Annotated in this window: 14 protein-coding genes; 11 read left to right on the plus strand and 3 right to left on the minus strand. The window is 62.9% G+C overall.

Annotation, left to right across the window (positions count from 1 at the left end; translation table 11 throughout):
• The first annotated feature begins 14 nt into the window (after positions 1-14).
• From EI983_RS01710 to EI983_RS01750, 9 genes are all read left to right on the plus strand, one after another.
• Entirely contained in the window at positions 15-1,379 is a 1,365-nt protein-coding gene (locus EI983_RS01710) for an FMN-binding glutamate synthase family protein (RefSeq protein ID WP_157705561.1), read from the plus strand.
• Between the two features lie 76 nt (positions 1,380-1,455).
• On the plus strand, positions 1,456-1,875 hold the full coding sequence (locus EI983_RS01715) for a hypothetical protein (RefSeq protein WP_157705562.1): 420 nt from the start codon (positions 1,456-1,458) through the stop codon (positions 1,873-1,875).
• Positions 1,876-1,888: 13 nt separating this feature from the next.
• Complete coding sequence (locus EI983_RS01720; RefSeq protein ID WP_157705563.1) at positions 1,889-2,737, plus strand: carbon-nitrogen hydrolase family protein; 849 nt, start codon at positions 1,889-1,891, stop codon at positions 2,735-2,737.
• The gene (locus tag EI983_RS01725) at positions 2,734-3,321 is read left to right on the plus strand and encodes a hypothetical protein (RefSeq protein WP_157705564.1); all 588 of its coding nucleotides are present in this window, start codon (positions 2,734-2,736) and stop codon (positions 3,319-3,321) included. Before EI983_RS01720 ends, EI983_RS01725 begins: the two co-directional genes overlap by 4 nt.
• A gap of 123 nt (positions 3,322-3,444) precedes the next feature.
• The gene (locus EI983_RS01730; RefSeq protein ID WP_157705565.1) at positions 3,445-4,128 is read left to right on the plus strand and encodes an ArsR/SmtB family transcription factor; all 684 of its coding nucleotides are present in this window, start codon (positions 3,445-3,447) and stop codon (positions 4,126-4,128) included.
• A 153-nt stretch (positions 4,129-4,281) separates the two neighbouring features.
• The gene (gene pdxR / locus EI983_RS01735; protein WP_157705566.1) at positions 4,282-5,745 is read left to right on the plus strand and encodes a MocR-like pyridoxine biosynthesis transcription factor PdxR; all 1,464 of its coding nucleotides are present in this window, start codon (positions 4,282-4,284) and stop codon (positions 5,743-5,745) included.
• Positions 5,746-5,893: 148 nt separating this feature from the next.
• Positions 5,894-7,672, plus strand: coding sequence for a sulfoacetaldehyde acetyltransferase (gene xsc, locus EI983_RS01740; protein ID WP_157705567.1), 1,779 nt, complete (start codon positions 5,894-5,896; stop codon positions 7,670-7,672).
• Between the two features lie 83 nt (positions 7,673-7,755).
• Positions 7,756-8,700, plus strand: coding sequence for a phosphate acyltransferase (locus EI983_RS01745; protein ID WP_157705568.1), 945 nt, complete (start codon positions 7,756-7,758; stop codon positions 8,698-8,700).
• Positions 8,697-9,848 (plus strand): acetate/propionate family kinase, encoded by a 1,152-nt coding sequence (locus EI983_RS01750; RefSeq protein ID WP_157705569.1) that lies wholly within the window; start codon positions 8,697-8,699, stop codon positions 9,846-9,848. Before EI983_RS01745 ends, EI983_RS01750 begins: the two co-directional genes overlap by 4 nt.
• Before the next feature lie 48 nt (positions 9,849-9,896).
• Here the strand turns inward: EI983_RS01750 and hemE are convergent, their stop codons facing one another.
• Entirely contained in the window at positions 9,897-10,931 is a 1,035-nt protein-coding gene (gene hemE, locus EI983_RS01755; RefSeq protein ID WP_157705570.1) for a uroporphyrinogen decarboxylase, read from the minus strand.
• Positions 10,932-11,027: 96 nt separating this feature from the next.
• On the opposite strand from hemE, the gene hemC reads away from it, so the two are divergent.
• Positions 11,028-11,987, plus strand: a complete 960-nt coding sequence (gene hemC / locus EI983_RS01760) for a hydroxymethylbilane synthase (RefSeq protein WP_157705571.1) — start codon at positions 11,028-11,030, stop codon at positions 11,985-11,987.
• 41 nt (positions 11,988-12,028) lie between these two features.
• Here hemC and EI983_RS01765 read toward each other — a convergent pair whose 3' ends face one another.
• Together EI983_RS01765 and EI983_RS01770 are read right to left on the minus strand one after the other, a co-directional pair.
• Positions 12,029-13,444 carry an FAD-binding oxidoreductase gene (locus EI983_RS01765; RefSeq protein ID WP_157705572.1) on the minus strand — a complete coding sequence of 472 codons (1,416 nt, stop codon included), beginning with the start codon at positions 13,442-13,444 and terminating at the stop codon, positions 12,029-12,031.
• Between the two features lie 64 nt (positions 13,445-13,508).
• Positions 13,509-14,417, minus strand: a complete 909-nt coding sequence (locus EI983_RS01770; RefSeq protein ID WP_157705573.1) for a LysR family transcriptional regulator — start codon at positions 14,415-14,417, stop codon at positions 13,509-13,511.
• A 152-nt stretch (positions 14,418-14,569) separates the two neighbouring features.
• Here EI983_RS01770 and EI983_RS01775 point away from each other — a divergent pair, with 152 nt between their 5' ends.
• The gene (locus tag EI983_RS01775; RefSeq protein ID WP_198389358.1) at positions 14,570-15,316 is read left to right on the plus strand and encodes a LamB/YcsF family protein; all 747 of its coding nucleotides are present in this window, start codon (positions 14,570-14,572) and stop codon (positions 15,314-15,316) included.

Below are 15,316 nucleotides of genomic sequence, written 5' to 3' on the forward strand. Positions count from 1 at the left end.
GAAAGGAAAACACCATGGCTGACGGAGATCTGCCCAAAAAACCCGCCCTGGCGCGCGATGTGAACCGCATCGGCGACAGTTTCATCTTCCCGCCGCGTGTGATGGACGACATCCACATCAAATCCGAGCTTGGCCGCTACCGGATGCGGGGCTTCTCGCTGTTCAAGAAAATCCCGCACTGGGATGACCTGACCTTCCTGCCCGGCACGCTGACGCGTTTCGTCATCGAAGGCTACCGCGAGAAATGCGAAACCAAGACGGTGATCGGCCCCCGCGCCAAGAAGCCGCTTGAGCTCGATATCCCGGTCTATATCACCGGCATGAGCTTCGGCGCTCTCTCGTATGAGGCCAAGACGGCGCTCGCGCGTGGCGCCACCATGGCCGGAACCGCCACCTGCTCCGGCGAAGGCGGGATGATCCCGGACGAGCGCCGCTACAGCTCGAAATGGTTCTACCAGTGCATTCAGTCGCGCTATGGCTTCAACCCGAACCACCTGGTTCTGGCGGATGGCTGCGAATTCTTCATCGGCCAGGGCTGTAAAGTGGGCCTCGGCGGTCACCTGATGGGTCAGAAAGTGACCGACCAGGTTGCCGAGATGCGCTCGCTTCCCGCCGGCATCGACCAGCGCTCGCCTGCCCGTCACCCCGACTGGCTCGGCCCGGACGACCTCGCCCTGAAGATCGAGGAAATCCGCGAAGCGACCGACTGGCAGATCCCGATCCAGCTCAAGCTGGGCGCGTCCCGCGTCTATGATGACGTCCGCATGGCCGTGAAATGCGACCCGGACAGCATCTATATCGACGGTATGGAAGGCGGCACAGGCGCCGGTCCGCACCTTGCCACCGAAGACACCGGTGTGCCGGGCATGGCCGCGATCCGTCAGGCCCGCAAGGCCATCGACGATCTGGGCAAGCGCGGCGAGATCACGCTGGTCTACGCGGGTGGTATCCGCAACGGGGCCGACGTGGCCAAGGCGATTGCCCTGGGCGCAGATGCCATCGCGATCGGCCACTCGGCCATGATGGCGCTGAACTGCAACAAGGACATCCCCGAGGCCAACTATCCCGAGGAAATCGGGGCCGAGCCGGGCTATTGCTACCACTGCCACACCGGGCGCTGCCCCGTGGGCGTGGCCACGCAGGACCCCAAGCTGCGCGAGCGGCTTGACCCGGATGCGGCGGCGGAACGTGTGTACAACTTCCTGCACACGCTCACCATCGAAGCGCAGCTTTTCGCGCGGGCCTGTGGTAAGACCTACCTGCACAGCCTGGAGCCCGAAGACCTCGCGGCTCTGACGATGGAAGCCTCGGCCATGGCGGGTGTTCCCCTTGCGGGCACCAACCACACCGTTGGCGTCGAAGACTATCACCACCTGTGATGGTGCGTGCAAGCACGCACCCTACGGCAAGATGTAGGGTGCGTGATCTCACGCACCTCCCGAAAGGAGAAAACAAATGGCTGGAACACAGTATCGCGGCTCCGAGATCAAGGACGTCAACCAGTTCCTGAATGACGCCGACGGCCTCGAATCCGAACGTGAAAAAGAAATCGGTCAGCATATCGGCTACCGCTACGACGTGAACCTGGTGCCGGATTACGACCGCCTCACCCCCTTCCTGGCGAAATACATGGAAGTGATGGGCTGGGACGATCTCAACTGGCTCGAAGATGTCCATATGGGCTATGAGGAAGGCGCCGCCGCCGTCTTCGACCGGAACAACAACGGTTGGGTGCGGGTGCCTGAATCGGTCGAACTGCCGGACAACCAGCAGGATCGCGACATGATCGCGCGGGAGTTTCTGATCAAGTTTCAGATGTCCGACCGTCACCCGCTGGTCTCGCTGCGCAAGGCCTATATGAAGTTCGGCCGCTAAGGCCGCATGACACATGCCGCGCCCGCTTGATATCGCCTGCCTTCAGACCCGGCCCATGCCCGACATGGGTTCGGCTCTGGACGAGGCCCTGCCGCTGGCCCGCTCAGCGGTGCAGGCGGGCGCGGATATCCTCTTTCTGCCCGAATATTGCGGCGGGCTGAAAACCGAAGGAGCGGCGGTCACGCCCCCCTCCGCCCCGCAATCCGATCACCTCTTTCTTCAGGAGTTCCAGAGCTTCGCCCGTGAAAAACGGGTCTGGGTCAATCTTGGCTCCATCGCCGTGGATGCCCCCGACGGGCGGGTGATCAACCGCGGCGTGATGATCGACGATCAGGGCGCCATCCGCGGCACCTATGACAAGATCAACATGTTCGACATCCAGCTTTCGGACACCGAAGTGTATCGCGAAAGCGCCTATGTCAGCCCGGGCCACCGGGCGGTGATCCACGACACACCCTTCGCCCGGATCGGCCACACGATCTGTTACGACCTGCGCTTTCCGGATCTGTTCCGCGCGCTGGCCCAGGCGGGGGCCGAGATCATCATCTGCCCCGCCGCCTTCACCAGGAAAACCGGCGAGGCGCATTGGCATGTGCTCAACCGCGCGCGCGCCATCGAAAACACCTGCTTTGTCATCTCCCCCTGCGCAATCGGCCCCGTGCCCGGCGGCGGCGAAAGCTATGGCCATTCGCTCGTGGTCAGCCCCTGGGGCGACGTGATCAGCGATGGCGGAACGCTCCCGGGCGTGGTACAGGCCCGGATCGACCTCGATATGGTCGCCGAGACCGCCGCGCGCATCCCGAGCCTCAGCCATGACCGCGCGTTCTCGCTGGCCAGTGACACGGACAGGAGCGTTGCATGAGTTCTATCGCCACCCAACTCGGCCAGAGCTATTCTGACCACCCCTTGCGACTGACCTTCCTCAAGTGGCAATGCCGGGTGCGACAGCTCAACATGCGCGAGGCCGATGGCCGTCCCGATGACGCGATCATGCCCGCCGTCCATCTCGACGGCGCGGATGAGCCTCTGGGCCATATCATAACGGTCATGAACAAATCTCCCGGTTATTCGGTGACGCCAGAGCTGGAGCATATGGCGCGGAAAACCCATGACCCGGCGCAGCGCCGCGACGCCGCGCTCAAGTTCCTTTCGGCTTCCTACTATCAGAAGGCCGCCGAGTTTTCGGATATACTGACCGCCACCTTCCCCCCTGGCTCAGACGGGGCGGCCACGATCCGGCGCGCCAAGAGCTGCCGGCTCGTGTTCGAGGCCTATGCCCAGCGGTTCGATCTCTCCTGCAAGGTCTGGAAACTGGCGCAGCATAACCTGCTCTACCAGGCCACGATGGCCCATAACCGGCTCTTCAACCCCGCCTTGCCCCCCGACACGATCGTGCTCGGGTTTGAACCGGACTGGAGCGCCAGCAGCAGCGACGCGCCGCGCTAGGGACAGCCGCGCCCAGATTTTTCGTACGAAAAATCTCAATCCAAGAAAATTCGTACGAATTTTCTTGGCGTCCCCATGTGTCTGATGCTGGCATTGCAAACACATTTCGGCTAACATCGAAGCATGAAAGATGGCCCCGATATATCCCGTGTCGCGTCGCTGATCGGCGATCCCGCGCGCGCCAACATTCTGTCCGCGCTCACCAGCGGCAAGGCCCTGACAGCCACCGAACTTGCGCAAGAGGCCGGGGTCACGGTTCAGACCGCCTCGTCGCATCTGGCCAAACTGGCCGAGGGCGGGCTGATCACGCCGCGGAAATCCGGGCGGCACAAGTATTTCTCGCTTGCCTCCGAAGAGGTGGCTCATGTGCTCGAAGCGCTCATGGGGCTCGCCGCCGGGGCAGGGCATCTGCGCCGCCGCCCCGGTCCCCGTGACCCGGCGCTGCGTCAGGCGCGGGTCTGCTACAACCATCTTGCCGGAGATCTCGGCGTACAGCTTTATGACAGCATGCGCGCGCGCGGTTTTCTCGCCTCTGCCGATGACGTGCTGACACTCACCGGCCCTGGCGCACAGTTCGTCACCTCTCTGGGCCTCGACATTGCATCGCTGCCATCGCCGCGCAGCCCGATGTGCCGACCCTGCCTCGACTGGTCCGAACGCCGCACGCATCTGGCGGGTCGTCTCGGACGTGGTCTCTTCGCCCATATGGTCGGGCTTGGGTGGATGACGCGCGAAAAGAACAGCCGCGTGGTGGTGCTGTCCGATTCCGGCCGTGCGGCTTTTCACGCGGCGTTTCCGGTGTCTTGAACATCGCTGAAATCGGCAGGGTCGGTTAATTTTTGACCAAACGGTCGGGATTGTACAATTCACCGGGGTGTTTTGTATAAACTGTACAAAATTCGGGTTCCCGACGCTCAGGCCAGATTGCACAGCCAATAGGTCCAGTCTACGATCCGCCGCATGGCGATTTCGGTTGAAACCTTCTTTCTAGATCCCAACGCGCAGGGCACGTTGCAATCGAAGATTCAGCAGATGATCGCGCAGGGGATACTGTCGGGGCGTTTCTCCAAAGGCGAGAAACTGCCCAGCTCACGCAGACTGGCGCGGCATCTGGGTGTCAGCCGGATCACCGTGACCCTGGCCTATACCGAACTTCTGGCCAATGATTACCTCGAAGCGAGAGACCGATCGGGCTACTATGTCTCTGAAAACGCTCCGGAACCTCCGCAGTTTGCCCCGCAACCTCCGGGCCAGGACATGGTGGATTGGTCGCGCGCGATCGGTCGTCGTTTCACCGGTGGGGCCACACCCGAGAAGCCGCAGAACTGGAGCAGCTACCGCTATCCGTTCATCTATGGGCAGGTCGATGCGTCGCTCTTTGATCATGCCAACTGGCGGCTCTGCGCGCTGCAGGCGCTGGGTCAGAAGGACTTTCAGGCGCTGACCACGGATTACTACGATCAGGATGACCCCAAACTGATCGAGTTTATTGCACGTCACACCCTGCCGCGTCGCGGGATTCTGGCGCAACCTGATGAAATCCTTATCACAATGGGCGCTCAGAACGCGCTTTGGCTGACCGCGCAGGTGCTCCTCACCCAACGCCGGATGGCCGTGGCCGAAGACCCTTGCTATCCTGCCCTGCGCGATATTCTGACCCAGACGCGCTGTCATCTGACCGCTGTTTCGGTGGATGGCGACGGGCTCCCGCCCGAGGCCCTCCCGGACCATGCCGATGTGATCTTTACCACACCCAGCCATCAATGCCCGACCAATGCCACCATGCCCCTGACCCGGCGCAAGGCCTTGTTGAAAAAGGCGCGGGACATGGACGCCTTGATTGTCGAGGATGATTATGAATTCGAAATTTCCTTCCTCGGCGCGCCCTCACCCGCACTCAAATCGCTCGATACCGACGGCCGGGTGATCTATGTCGGCAGTTTCTCCAAGTCGATTTTTCCAGGCCTGCGCCTTGGCTACCTTGTTGGTTCAAAACAGTTTATTCGCGAAGCACGGGCCTTGCGCGCGTCCGTGCTCAGGCACCCGCCCGGCCATATCCAGCGCACGGCGTCCTATTTTCTCAGCCTCGGGCATTACGACAGCCTCATTCGCCGGATGGGCCAGGTGTTTGCCCGCCGCCGCGCCGTGATGGAAGAGGCGCTGGCGGCGAGCGGGCTCAGCGTGGCCGGGCGCGGCGTTTTCGGCGGCAGTTCGATCTGGATGCGTGCGCCCGAAGGGGTGGATATGCAACTGGCCGCCGCAAAGCTGCGTGACCGGGGTGTGCTGATCGAGCCGGGCGCCGCCTTCTTCCACCGGGATGATCCGCCACGCAATTTCTACCGTCTCGCCTATTCCTCGATCTCCTCGGACCGCATCGCCGCTGGTGTGGAACTGATCGCTAACACATTGAAAGAATGTGAGTAAATCTGGGATGATTCCAGATTGCAGCGACGGACGATCTGGCCTTATTTTTCGCTCAATCTGGCCCTAGTGAGCCACACGGGGTTGCCATAGGTTCCCGGCAATCAGGCCGAGGATTCTCCGGCCGTCAGCGCTGAGGGAGACCCGACCGATGAAAATGACCACCGAAGAAGCCTTTGTGAAAACTCTGCAACGCCACGGCATCGAACATGCCTTCGGCATTATCGGTTCGGCCTTCATGCCGATTTCCGACATTTTCCCCAAGGCCGGCATCACCTTCTGGGACTGCGCCCATGAGGGGTCCGGCGGGATGATGGCCGACGGATACACCCGTGCGACCGGCAAGATGTCGATGATGATCGCCCAGAATGGACCGGGGATCGCCAACTTTGTAACTGCCGTGAAAACCGCTTACTGGAACCACACCCCGCTTCTGCTGGTCACTCCGCAGGCGGCCAACAAAACAATGGGGCAGGGGGGTTTTCAGGAAATCGAGCAGATGAACATGTTTGCCGATTGCGTGGCCTACCAGGAAGAGGTGCGCGACCCGACCCGTGTGGCCGAAGTGCTGAACCGGGTGATCCTGAACGCCAAGCGCGCCTGCGCGCCTGCACAGATCAACATGCCCCGCGATTTCTGGACCCAGGTTGTTGATATCGACCTGCCCGAAGTGGTCGAGTTCGAACGCCCCAGCGGCGGCGAGACGGCCCTGGACGAGGCGGCCAAGCTCTTGTCCGAGGCCAAATTCCCGGTGATCCTGAACGGCGCCGGTGTCGTGCTGGGCAATGCCATCGAGGATTCGCGTATCCTGGCCGAGCGGCTCGATGCCCCGGTTTGCGTGGGCTATCAGCACAATGACGCCTTCCCCGGATCGCACCCTCTGTTTGCGGGGCCGCTGGGCTACAATGGCTCCAAGGCAGGGATGCAGCTTATCGCGCAGGCCGATGTGGTGCTGTGCCTTGGCACCCGGCTCAACCCGTTCTCGACCTTGCCCGGCTACGGCATCGACTATTGGCCGAAAGAGGCCAAGATCATCCAGGTCGATATCAACCCCGATCGGATCGGCCTGACCAAGAAGGTGAGCGTAGGCATCATCGGCGATGCCAAGAAAGTGGCCAATTCGCTGCTGGAGCGGCTGTCGGACGACGCGGGCGATGCAGGCCGTGAAGAGCGCAAGGCCCTGATTGCCAAGACAAAATCCGCCTGGGCGCAGGAGCTCACCTCGATGGATCACGAAGAGGATGATCCTGGCACCACCTGGAACGAGCGCGCCCGTGCGGCCAAGCCCGACTGGCTGAGCCCGCGCAAGGCGTGGCGGGCGATTCAGGCGGCCTTGCCGAAAGAGGCGATCATCAGCTCCGACATCGGCAACAACTGCGCAATCGGCAACGCGTACCCGTCCTTCGAAGCAGGTCGGAAATACCTCGCCCCCGGCCTGTTCGGTCCTTGCGGCTATGGTCTGCCGTCGGTTGTGGGTGCCAAGATCGGCTGCCCGGATGTTCCGGTTGTGGGCTTCTCGGGTGACGGCGCCTTTGGCATTGCCGTGACCGAACTGACCGCCATTGGCCGTCCCGAATGGCCCGCGATCACGCAGATCGTGTTCCGCAACTATCAGTGGGGTGCGGAAAAGCGCAACTCGACCCTGTGGTATGACGACAACTTCGTCGGTACCGAGCTTGACGATCAGGTGTCCTATGCAGGCATCGCCAAGGCTTGCGGGCTGCAAGGCGTGGTGGCGCGCACCTCCGAAGAGCTGACCGAGGCGCTGAACCAGGCGATCAAGGATCAGATGGAGCATGGCAAAACCACGCTCATCGAAGCCATGATCAACCAGGAACTGGGCGAGCCCTTCCGCCGCGACGCCATGAAGAAACCGGTCGAAGTGGCCGGTATCTCGGCAGAGGATATGCGCCCGCAACAGGTCGTCTGATCTGAAGTGACCCGCCCCCGCGCATATGGGGGCGGGTCGCCGTGCTCTTGCCAAATCACCATGCAGATGATGGAACTGCAGCTATGATTGAAAGAGCACCATTTCCCTTCCTGGCCGAGACAAAGGCCGATGTTCCCCAAAACCTGCTGACCCTTGCGCGGGGTCTGCCCGTTCCGCGCGTGGCACTTGTAAACGCCGGAAGCCCCTTGCCGCTCAGAGGCCTGCGCGAGGCGACCGAAGCCGGGCTGGCCGAGCCGATCCTGATCGGGGATGAGGTCAAGATCCGCGCTGCCGCAGAGGAGATCGGCTGGGATATCGGCGGGCTCAGGCTGGTCCATGCGCCGCATGCCGCCGCTTCGGTTGAAGCCGCCCGGATGGGGCGCGAAGGCGAGGCGGACAGTATCATGAAAGGCCAGGTGCATACCTCGACCTTCCTCAAGGGGTTGTTGCCCAGTGCCGCCGGGCTGCGCGACAAAGGTGTGCGCTGTGGCCATGTGTTTCATATCACGGCCCCCGGTTCGGAACGGCCCCTGCTGCTGACCGATGGCGCGCTGAATGTCGACCCGACGATCGAGACGCGTCAGGCGTGTTTGACCCATGCGGTCGGGCTGGCGCAGCGGCTGGGAGTGGCGCGGCCCAAGGCGGCGATCCTGTCGGCGAATGAAGACCCTATTCCTTCGCTGAAAAACTCCATGGAAGCCGCCGAAATCGCCGCTTGGGCCAAGACCGCCCTGCCGCAGGCCGAAGTCGCCGGGCCGATGGCGCTCGACCTGATCTTCTCGAAGGCCGCGGCGGCGGTGAAGAACTATGACAGCCCCGTCGCGGGCGATGCCGATGTCATGCTCGTGCCCAACATCACCACGGGCAATGCGCTCTTTAAGCTGATGATGCTTGGCATGGGGTGCTGCTGCGCCGGGATTGTGCTGGGGGCGAAAGTGCCGATCCTGCTAACCTCGCGCTCTCAGGCCGCACCTGCGCGCATCGCGTCGGCCGCGCTTGGAGTGGTGGCCTGCGGAGAGCCTGCATGATCCTTGTCATCAATGCCGGGTCGTCCTCGATCAAGTTCGCCGTTTTCGATGCACAGCTGGTCGAGCAGATCGACGGGATGGCCGAAGGGATCGGCTCCTCCCCCCGGCTGAAGATCGCCGGACAGGCTCAGTCGGCGGCGTTTGCCGACCATGACGGCGCGTTGCGGGCCATTCTGGACGCCCTGGCCGAACAGGGCTGGCCGCTGGAGCGCTTCGACGCGGCGGCGCACCGGGTGGTGCATGGCGGGGTGGAGATATCGCGCCCCGTTGCGGTGACGCCCGAGGTGATCGAAGTAATCGAGGCCTGCGCCGAGCTTGCGCCCTTGCACAACCCCAACAACCTGGCGGGTATTCAGACGCTGCAACGGCTCGCGCCCGATCTGCCGCAATTCGCCAGCTTCGACACGGCGTTTCACGGCACCAACCCGGAGGTGGCGCAGCGCTATGCGATCCCAGAGGTGCCCGAGACCCGCGGTATCCGGCGCTATGGGTTTCACGGGCAAAGCTATGCCTGGATCGTGCGGCACCTGCCACAGATGACAGACGCCGCGCTGCCTGCACGGCTTCTGGCCTTTCACCTGGGCAATGGCGCATCGATCTGCGCCATACGGGACGGCGTGTCGGTGGCCACGTCCATGGGCTATTCGCCCACCGAAGGACTGACCATGGGAACCCGATCGGGCACGATAGACCCCAAGGCGGTGATCGATCTGGTGGATCGGTTTGGAGAAACCAAGAGGGCCTTTGGATTTCTCAATGATGAAAGCGGGCTGAAAGGGCTGTCGGGCGGCATTTCCGACATGCGCGCTTTGCTGGCCAGCGACGCGCCCGAGGCGGCGTTTGCCGTAGAGCATTTCTGCTATTGGGCGCGGCGACACGCAGGTTCGCTGATTGCTGCGATGGAGGGATGCGACGGGGTCGTTTTTACGGGCGGGATTGGTGAGAATGCAGCACAGGTGCGCGCGCGGATTCTGAGCGGGCTGACCTGGCTGGGCCTTGCGCTTGACCACGAAGCCAACGCTCGGAACGCGCCGCGGCTCCATGCAACCGGCTCGGCGGTGCGGGTCTGGATCGTCAAAGCCGAAGAGGAACGCATGATCGCCGCGGATGCCCTGTCCCTGCTGGGCGCAGCGGCCAAGAAAATGTGACATTTTCTTGTAATTTTCTGTGTCAGAAAATTGGGCCGGTGCGCCCGTTCAGCCGCCGCGCACCGTATCAATCATAAGCTGCACATTGTCCGGGTCCGCATCCGGCGTGATCCCGTGCCCCAGATTAAAGATATGCGGCCCGCCCGAGAAGGCGTCAACGATGGCGCGGGTTTCGCGCACCAGAGCATCCCCGCCCGTCACCATATGCGACGAGGCCAGATTGCCCTGCACACAGCCATCGACCTGCACGTGCTTGGCGGCCCATTCGGGGCTGACCGAATTGTCCAGTGCGATACAATCCGCCCCGGTTGCCTTGGCAAACCCGACATATTTCTCGCCGCCTTCGCGCGGGAAGGCGATGACGGGGATGCCGGGATGTCTGGCCTTGAGGGCCGTGATGATCTCGCGCGCGGGGTCCAGCGCGTAGCGATCAAAGTCCTCGCCCTTGAGCGAACCGGCCCAGCTGTCAAAGAGCTTCACGCATTCCGCCCCTGCGTCGATCTGCACTGAGAGATACTCGATCGTCGCCGCCGTGATCCGGGTCATGAGCGCCTCGAACACCTCCCTGTGTTGATCCTTGAGCGCATGGGCCGGGCCCTGGTCGGGCGTCCCGCGCCCGGCGATCATGTAGGTGGCCACGGTCCAGGGCGCACCGGCAAAACCGATCAGAGTGGTCTCGGCGGGCAGTGCACCGGCAAGGTTTCGCACGGTCTGATAGATGGGGTTCAAGGTCTCGTGAATGTCATCGGTCGGTTTGAGCGCCTCGACCCCCGCCATGTCGGTGATCGTGCTCAGCCGGGGGCCTTCGCCGGTCACGAACCACAGATCGGCGCCAAGCGCCTGCGGCACAAGCAGAATATCGGCAAAGAGGATTGCCGCGTCAAAACCATAGCGGCGGATCGGCTGGAGCGTCACCTCGGTGGCGAGGTCACTGTTGTAGCACAAGGACAGGAAATCCCCCGCCTCGGCCCGCGTGGCGCGGTACTCGGGCAGGTAGCGCCCGGCCTGGCGCATCATCCAGATCGGCGGAACATCCTGTGTCTCGCCTGCCAGTGCTCTCAGGATCGTCTTTTGCCCGGTCATGTCATCCTCCGTTTACACGTGTGGTGTCGCCCTTCGCACGGGATGTCAAGCACAGCACGGCTTGCCTTGCGCAATTCACCGATTTAGACGGTAATCATGACAGTTGATCTTCCCTCTCCCGACGCCCCGCTCAAGCTTGGCACACGCGGCTCGCCTCTGGCGCTGGCGCAAGCCCATGAAACCCGTGACCGGCTCATGCGTGCCCATGATCTGCCCGATGAGGCGTTCGAGATCGTAGTGATCAAGACGACCGGCGACAACCGGTCGCTGATCGATACCGATACGCCGCTGAAAGAACTGGGCGGCAAGGGGCTTTTTACCCGCGAGATCGAGCAGGCGCTGCTGGAGGGCGGGATCGACATCGCGATCCATTCGATGAAGGACATGCCGGTGTTGCAGCCCGAGGGGCTGCTGCTCGATTGCTACCTGCCGCGTGAGGATGTGCGCGATGCGTTTGTTTCACCCGGGGCGGCCACGCTGAAGGCGCTGCCCGCAGGCAGCCTGGTCGGCACCTCGTCGCTGCGTCGGCGCGCGCAGGTGATGGCGGCCTATCCGCATCTGAAAGTGGTGGAGTTTCGCGGCAATGTGCAGACCCGGTTGAAGAAGCTCGAAGACGGCGTTGCGGCCTGCACGTTCTTGGCCATGGCCGGGCTGAACCGTCTGGGCTGTGCGGATGTGGCCCGCGCGGCGATTGCCCCCGAAGAGATGCTGCCAGCCGTGGCGCAGGGCGCCATCGGGATTGAACGGCGCGCAGATGACACGCGCGTGGCGGCACTGCTGGAGCCGCTGCATGACAGGCCGACCGGTGAGAGACTGGCGGCAGAACGGGCGTTTCTGGCCGCCCTCGACGGCTCTTGCGAGACGCCCATCGCCGGGCTTGCGGAGCTGGATGGGGGCACGCTCCGGCTGCGCGGAGAAATCCTTCGCCCCGATGGCAGCGAAGTGCTGCGCGATGACCGGACCGCACCGGTGGAGGATGGGGCGGAGCTGGGTCGGGCGATGGCGGCAGACTTGCTCGCGCAGGCCGGTCCCGGTTTCTTCGACTGGCGGGGCTGAGCGCCTGAGAAAATTCGTACGAATTTTCTTGCGCCCGGCGATCAGGTTTCGGGAAGCAGTTTTCCCGGGTTCAGGATTCCCCTTGGATCGAGCGCGGTCTTGATTGCCCGCATGGCGGCGATTGCCTCGGGGGATTTGCGCCGCGCCATCGAGGATTTCTTCATCAGCCCGATCCCATGCTCAGCGGAAAAGCTGCCGCCGAGAGCCATGGCCGTGTCCTCTACCGCTTCATAGATTGCCGAATGCACCGCTGGATCGTCGGTGCTGGGCCAACCGTTGAAATGCAGGTTGCCGTCCCCCAGATGCGCGACCGACAGGATGGTGATATCGGGGTCGAGTGCGCGGGCGCGGGCATCGAGCGTGTCCACGAGTGTTTGCATCTTGTCGAGCGGTACCGCGATGTCATGGTCGATCGACGGCGTATGCAGACGGGCGACCTCGGCGACCGCCTCGCGCCGGGCCCACATCTCAGCCCGCTGCGCTTCGTTCTGGGCGACAACCGCGTCACGCACCAGACCGGCCTCGAACATCTCGGCCAGGATCGTCTCAAGCTGTGCGACCACGGGGATGGTGCCATCGGGCAGCGGGGTGGCATCGCGCGCGGCAATAGCCCCGATCTCGACCATGATATTGATGTCATGCGCCTCATCGAACGGCGCGCGCGCCTCGGGAAACCGCTTCATATGCGCCTTGATATAGGTGCCGGGCATGTATTCGAACGCCTCCACGGCGCGCCCGGTTTCCGCCTGCAGGCGGTTCAGAAGCACCAGCGCCTGATCGATCGAAGGCGCGGCGACCATGGCCGTGGCATAGGCCAGCGGCTTCGGTGCAAGCTTGAGCACGGCGGCGGTGATCACCCCCAGCGTGCCCTCGGCCCCGATCATCAGGTGGCGCAGGTCATAGCCCGAGTTGTCCTTGTGCAGCTCGCTCATCAGGTCCATCACCTCGCCGGTCGGCAGGACCACTTCCAGCCCGAGACACAGATCGCGTGTACTGCCATAGCGGACCACGTTGGAGCCGCCCGCATTGGTGCTGAGCGCCCCGCCGATCCGCGCGGAGCCGCGCGCGCCAAAGGTGAGCGGGAAGATCAGCCCATGTGCCTCGGCAGCGGCGTGAATGTCCGACAGGATCGCACCGGCCTCGACAATGGCGACGCGCGCCTCGGGGCGGATCTCACGGATGGCTGACATCCGCTCCAGCGACAGCATGATGGCCCCGTCGCCCGAGGTGGCCCCGGTCAGCCCGGTATTGCCGCTGATCGGCACCACCGGGGTTCCGGTCTCGTTGGCCCACTTGAGAGTGGCGGCCACCTGCGCGGTGTCACGCGGTTTGACCACCGCCAGCGGGGTCCAGTGATAGGCGTCCATCCAGTCGCGCGAATAGGGCGACATGTCCGGCCCGGTCAGAACCTGCTCGGCGCCAAGGCGCGCGATGAGAAGAGAGACGATATCAGTCATGGACGCCAGTCTGGGGCAGTTTGTGGGCCGCTTCAAGCGGGCCGATGTGCCCGAGGATATTTAATCAATGCACCCCATCGGACACGCTGGTGCTCAGAAAGTCCCGAAGGGTTTTGGCGGCAGGGCTTTCGGCGCGTGCCTTTGACCAGGCGATGCCGACATCCATTGTGGGGACGTCCACCTCCAACCCGCGTGTTTCAAGGCGCTGACCCTCGAGCGACCAGGGCCGATACACCATGTCCGACAGGATGGTGACCCCCATTCCGGCCGCGACCATGGAGCGGATCGCCTCGATCGACGCGGTGCGAAAACTGATATTTGGCTTGAGCCCGTGGCGTGTCCAGTAAGAGCCGGCGGTTTGCGCGGCCTCGTCGACGGTGAGCATGATATAGGGCTCTCGCGCGACATCAGCGAGCGAAACCGACGGCGCCGACAGCAGACCGTGCCCGGGCGGCAGCCAGAGCCTGCGCCGCGACCGAAACAGGGTCTCGTAAGCGATGTCTTTCTTGTTGCGCAGGTTCGAGACCAGAATCACGGCCATATCCAGATCGCCCTCGACCAGGCGATGCTCGATCGCGTTGCGCGGCAGTTCGACCAATTCGATCTCGATCTGCGGATAACTGCGTAAAAAACGGGCATGGTGGCGCGGCATGAAATACCCCGCCACCGTGTAGGTCAGCCCGACCTTGAGCCGCCCTTCCGCCCCGGACTCCACCCGCAGGGGCGATTGTGTCGCCTCGTTCACGGCGGCGATGATGTTGCGCGCATGACTGAGAAAGCGCGCACCCTCGGCGGTCAGGTACACCCCCTTGGCGACACGAGAAAATAGTTTGACACCAAGGGTTTCCTCCAATTGCTTGATCGCTGTGGTGACGGCGGATTGCGAGATATTCAGCTCTTTCGCGGCTAGGGAAACCTGCCCGAAATCCGCCGCGGCGATAAAGTATCGCGCTTGCCTGACCGAAATTGACATGACCGGAGCCTCCGAAGGAATACCGTCATCATTATCAATTTTTCAGATATTAAGAAAACATATTTTTAATTTGAAATACACACGGCCGTTGTCATTCTGTCTCATCACAAGCGCCGATCGGACGCGGCGCATACGCAGGACAGGGGGAGCACATGGCACTGCCGGTTACGCTGAATTGCGACATGGGCGAGGCGTTCGGCCTCTACAAGATGGGCGATGACGAAGCGCTTATGCCCCTGATCAACGTGGCCAATGTGGCCTGTGGCTTTCACGCCTCGGACTTCAATCACATGCGGACGACGGTACAGCTCGCTCGCCGTCACGGGGTCCGGGTCGGGGCGCATCCCTCGCTGCCTGACCTTCAGGGGTTTGGCCGCCGCGAGATGGCAATGACCCGCGAGGAAATGGCCAATTGCGTGATCTACCAGATCGGCGCGCTCAAGGGGTTTCTGGATGCGGATGGCATGACGCTGAGCCATATCAAACCGCACGGCACGCTTTATGGCATGGCCGGGCGGCTGGAGCATATCGCGCATGCCATCTGCGATGCGGCGGACGTGTTCGAAGTGCCGATCATGGGCATGGCGGGCACGCTGCATGAAGAGATCTATACCGCGCGCGGGCATCGCTTCATCGCCGAGTTCTATGCGGATCTGGATTACAATGACGAGGGCGGGCTGATCATCACCCGCGAGCATGACGCCAAGGATGCGGCCGAAGCAGGCGCACGCTGTTTGCGGGCCATCACCGACGGCAAGGTGCAGAGCGTGGGCGGCGTGGACCTGCCGACCAAGGCCGAAACGATCTGCGTGCATTCCGACACCCCGAACGCCGTCGAGATCGCCAGCGCCGTGCGCGCGGCCATCGCCGACCATATCGAACAGAAAGAGGAGAGCTGA

Origin of the sequence: Roseovarius faecimaris (genome assembly GCF_009762325.1) — a bacterium.
Taxonomy (GTDB): Bacteria; Pseudomonadota; Alphaproteobacteria; order Rhodobacterales; family Rhodobacteraceae; genus Roseovarius; species Roseovarius faecimaris.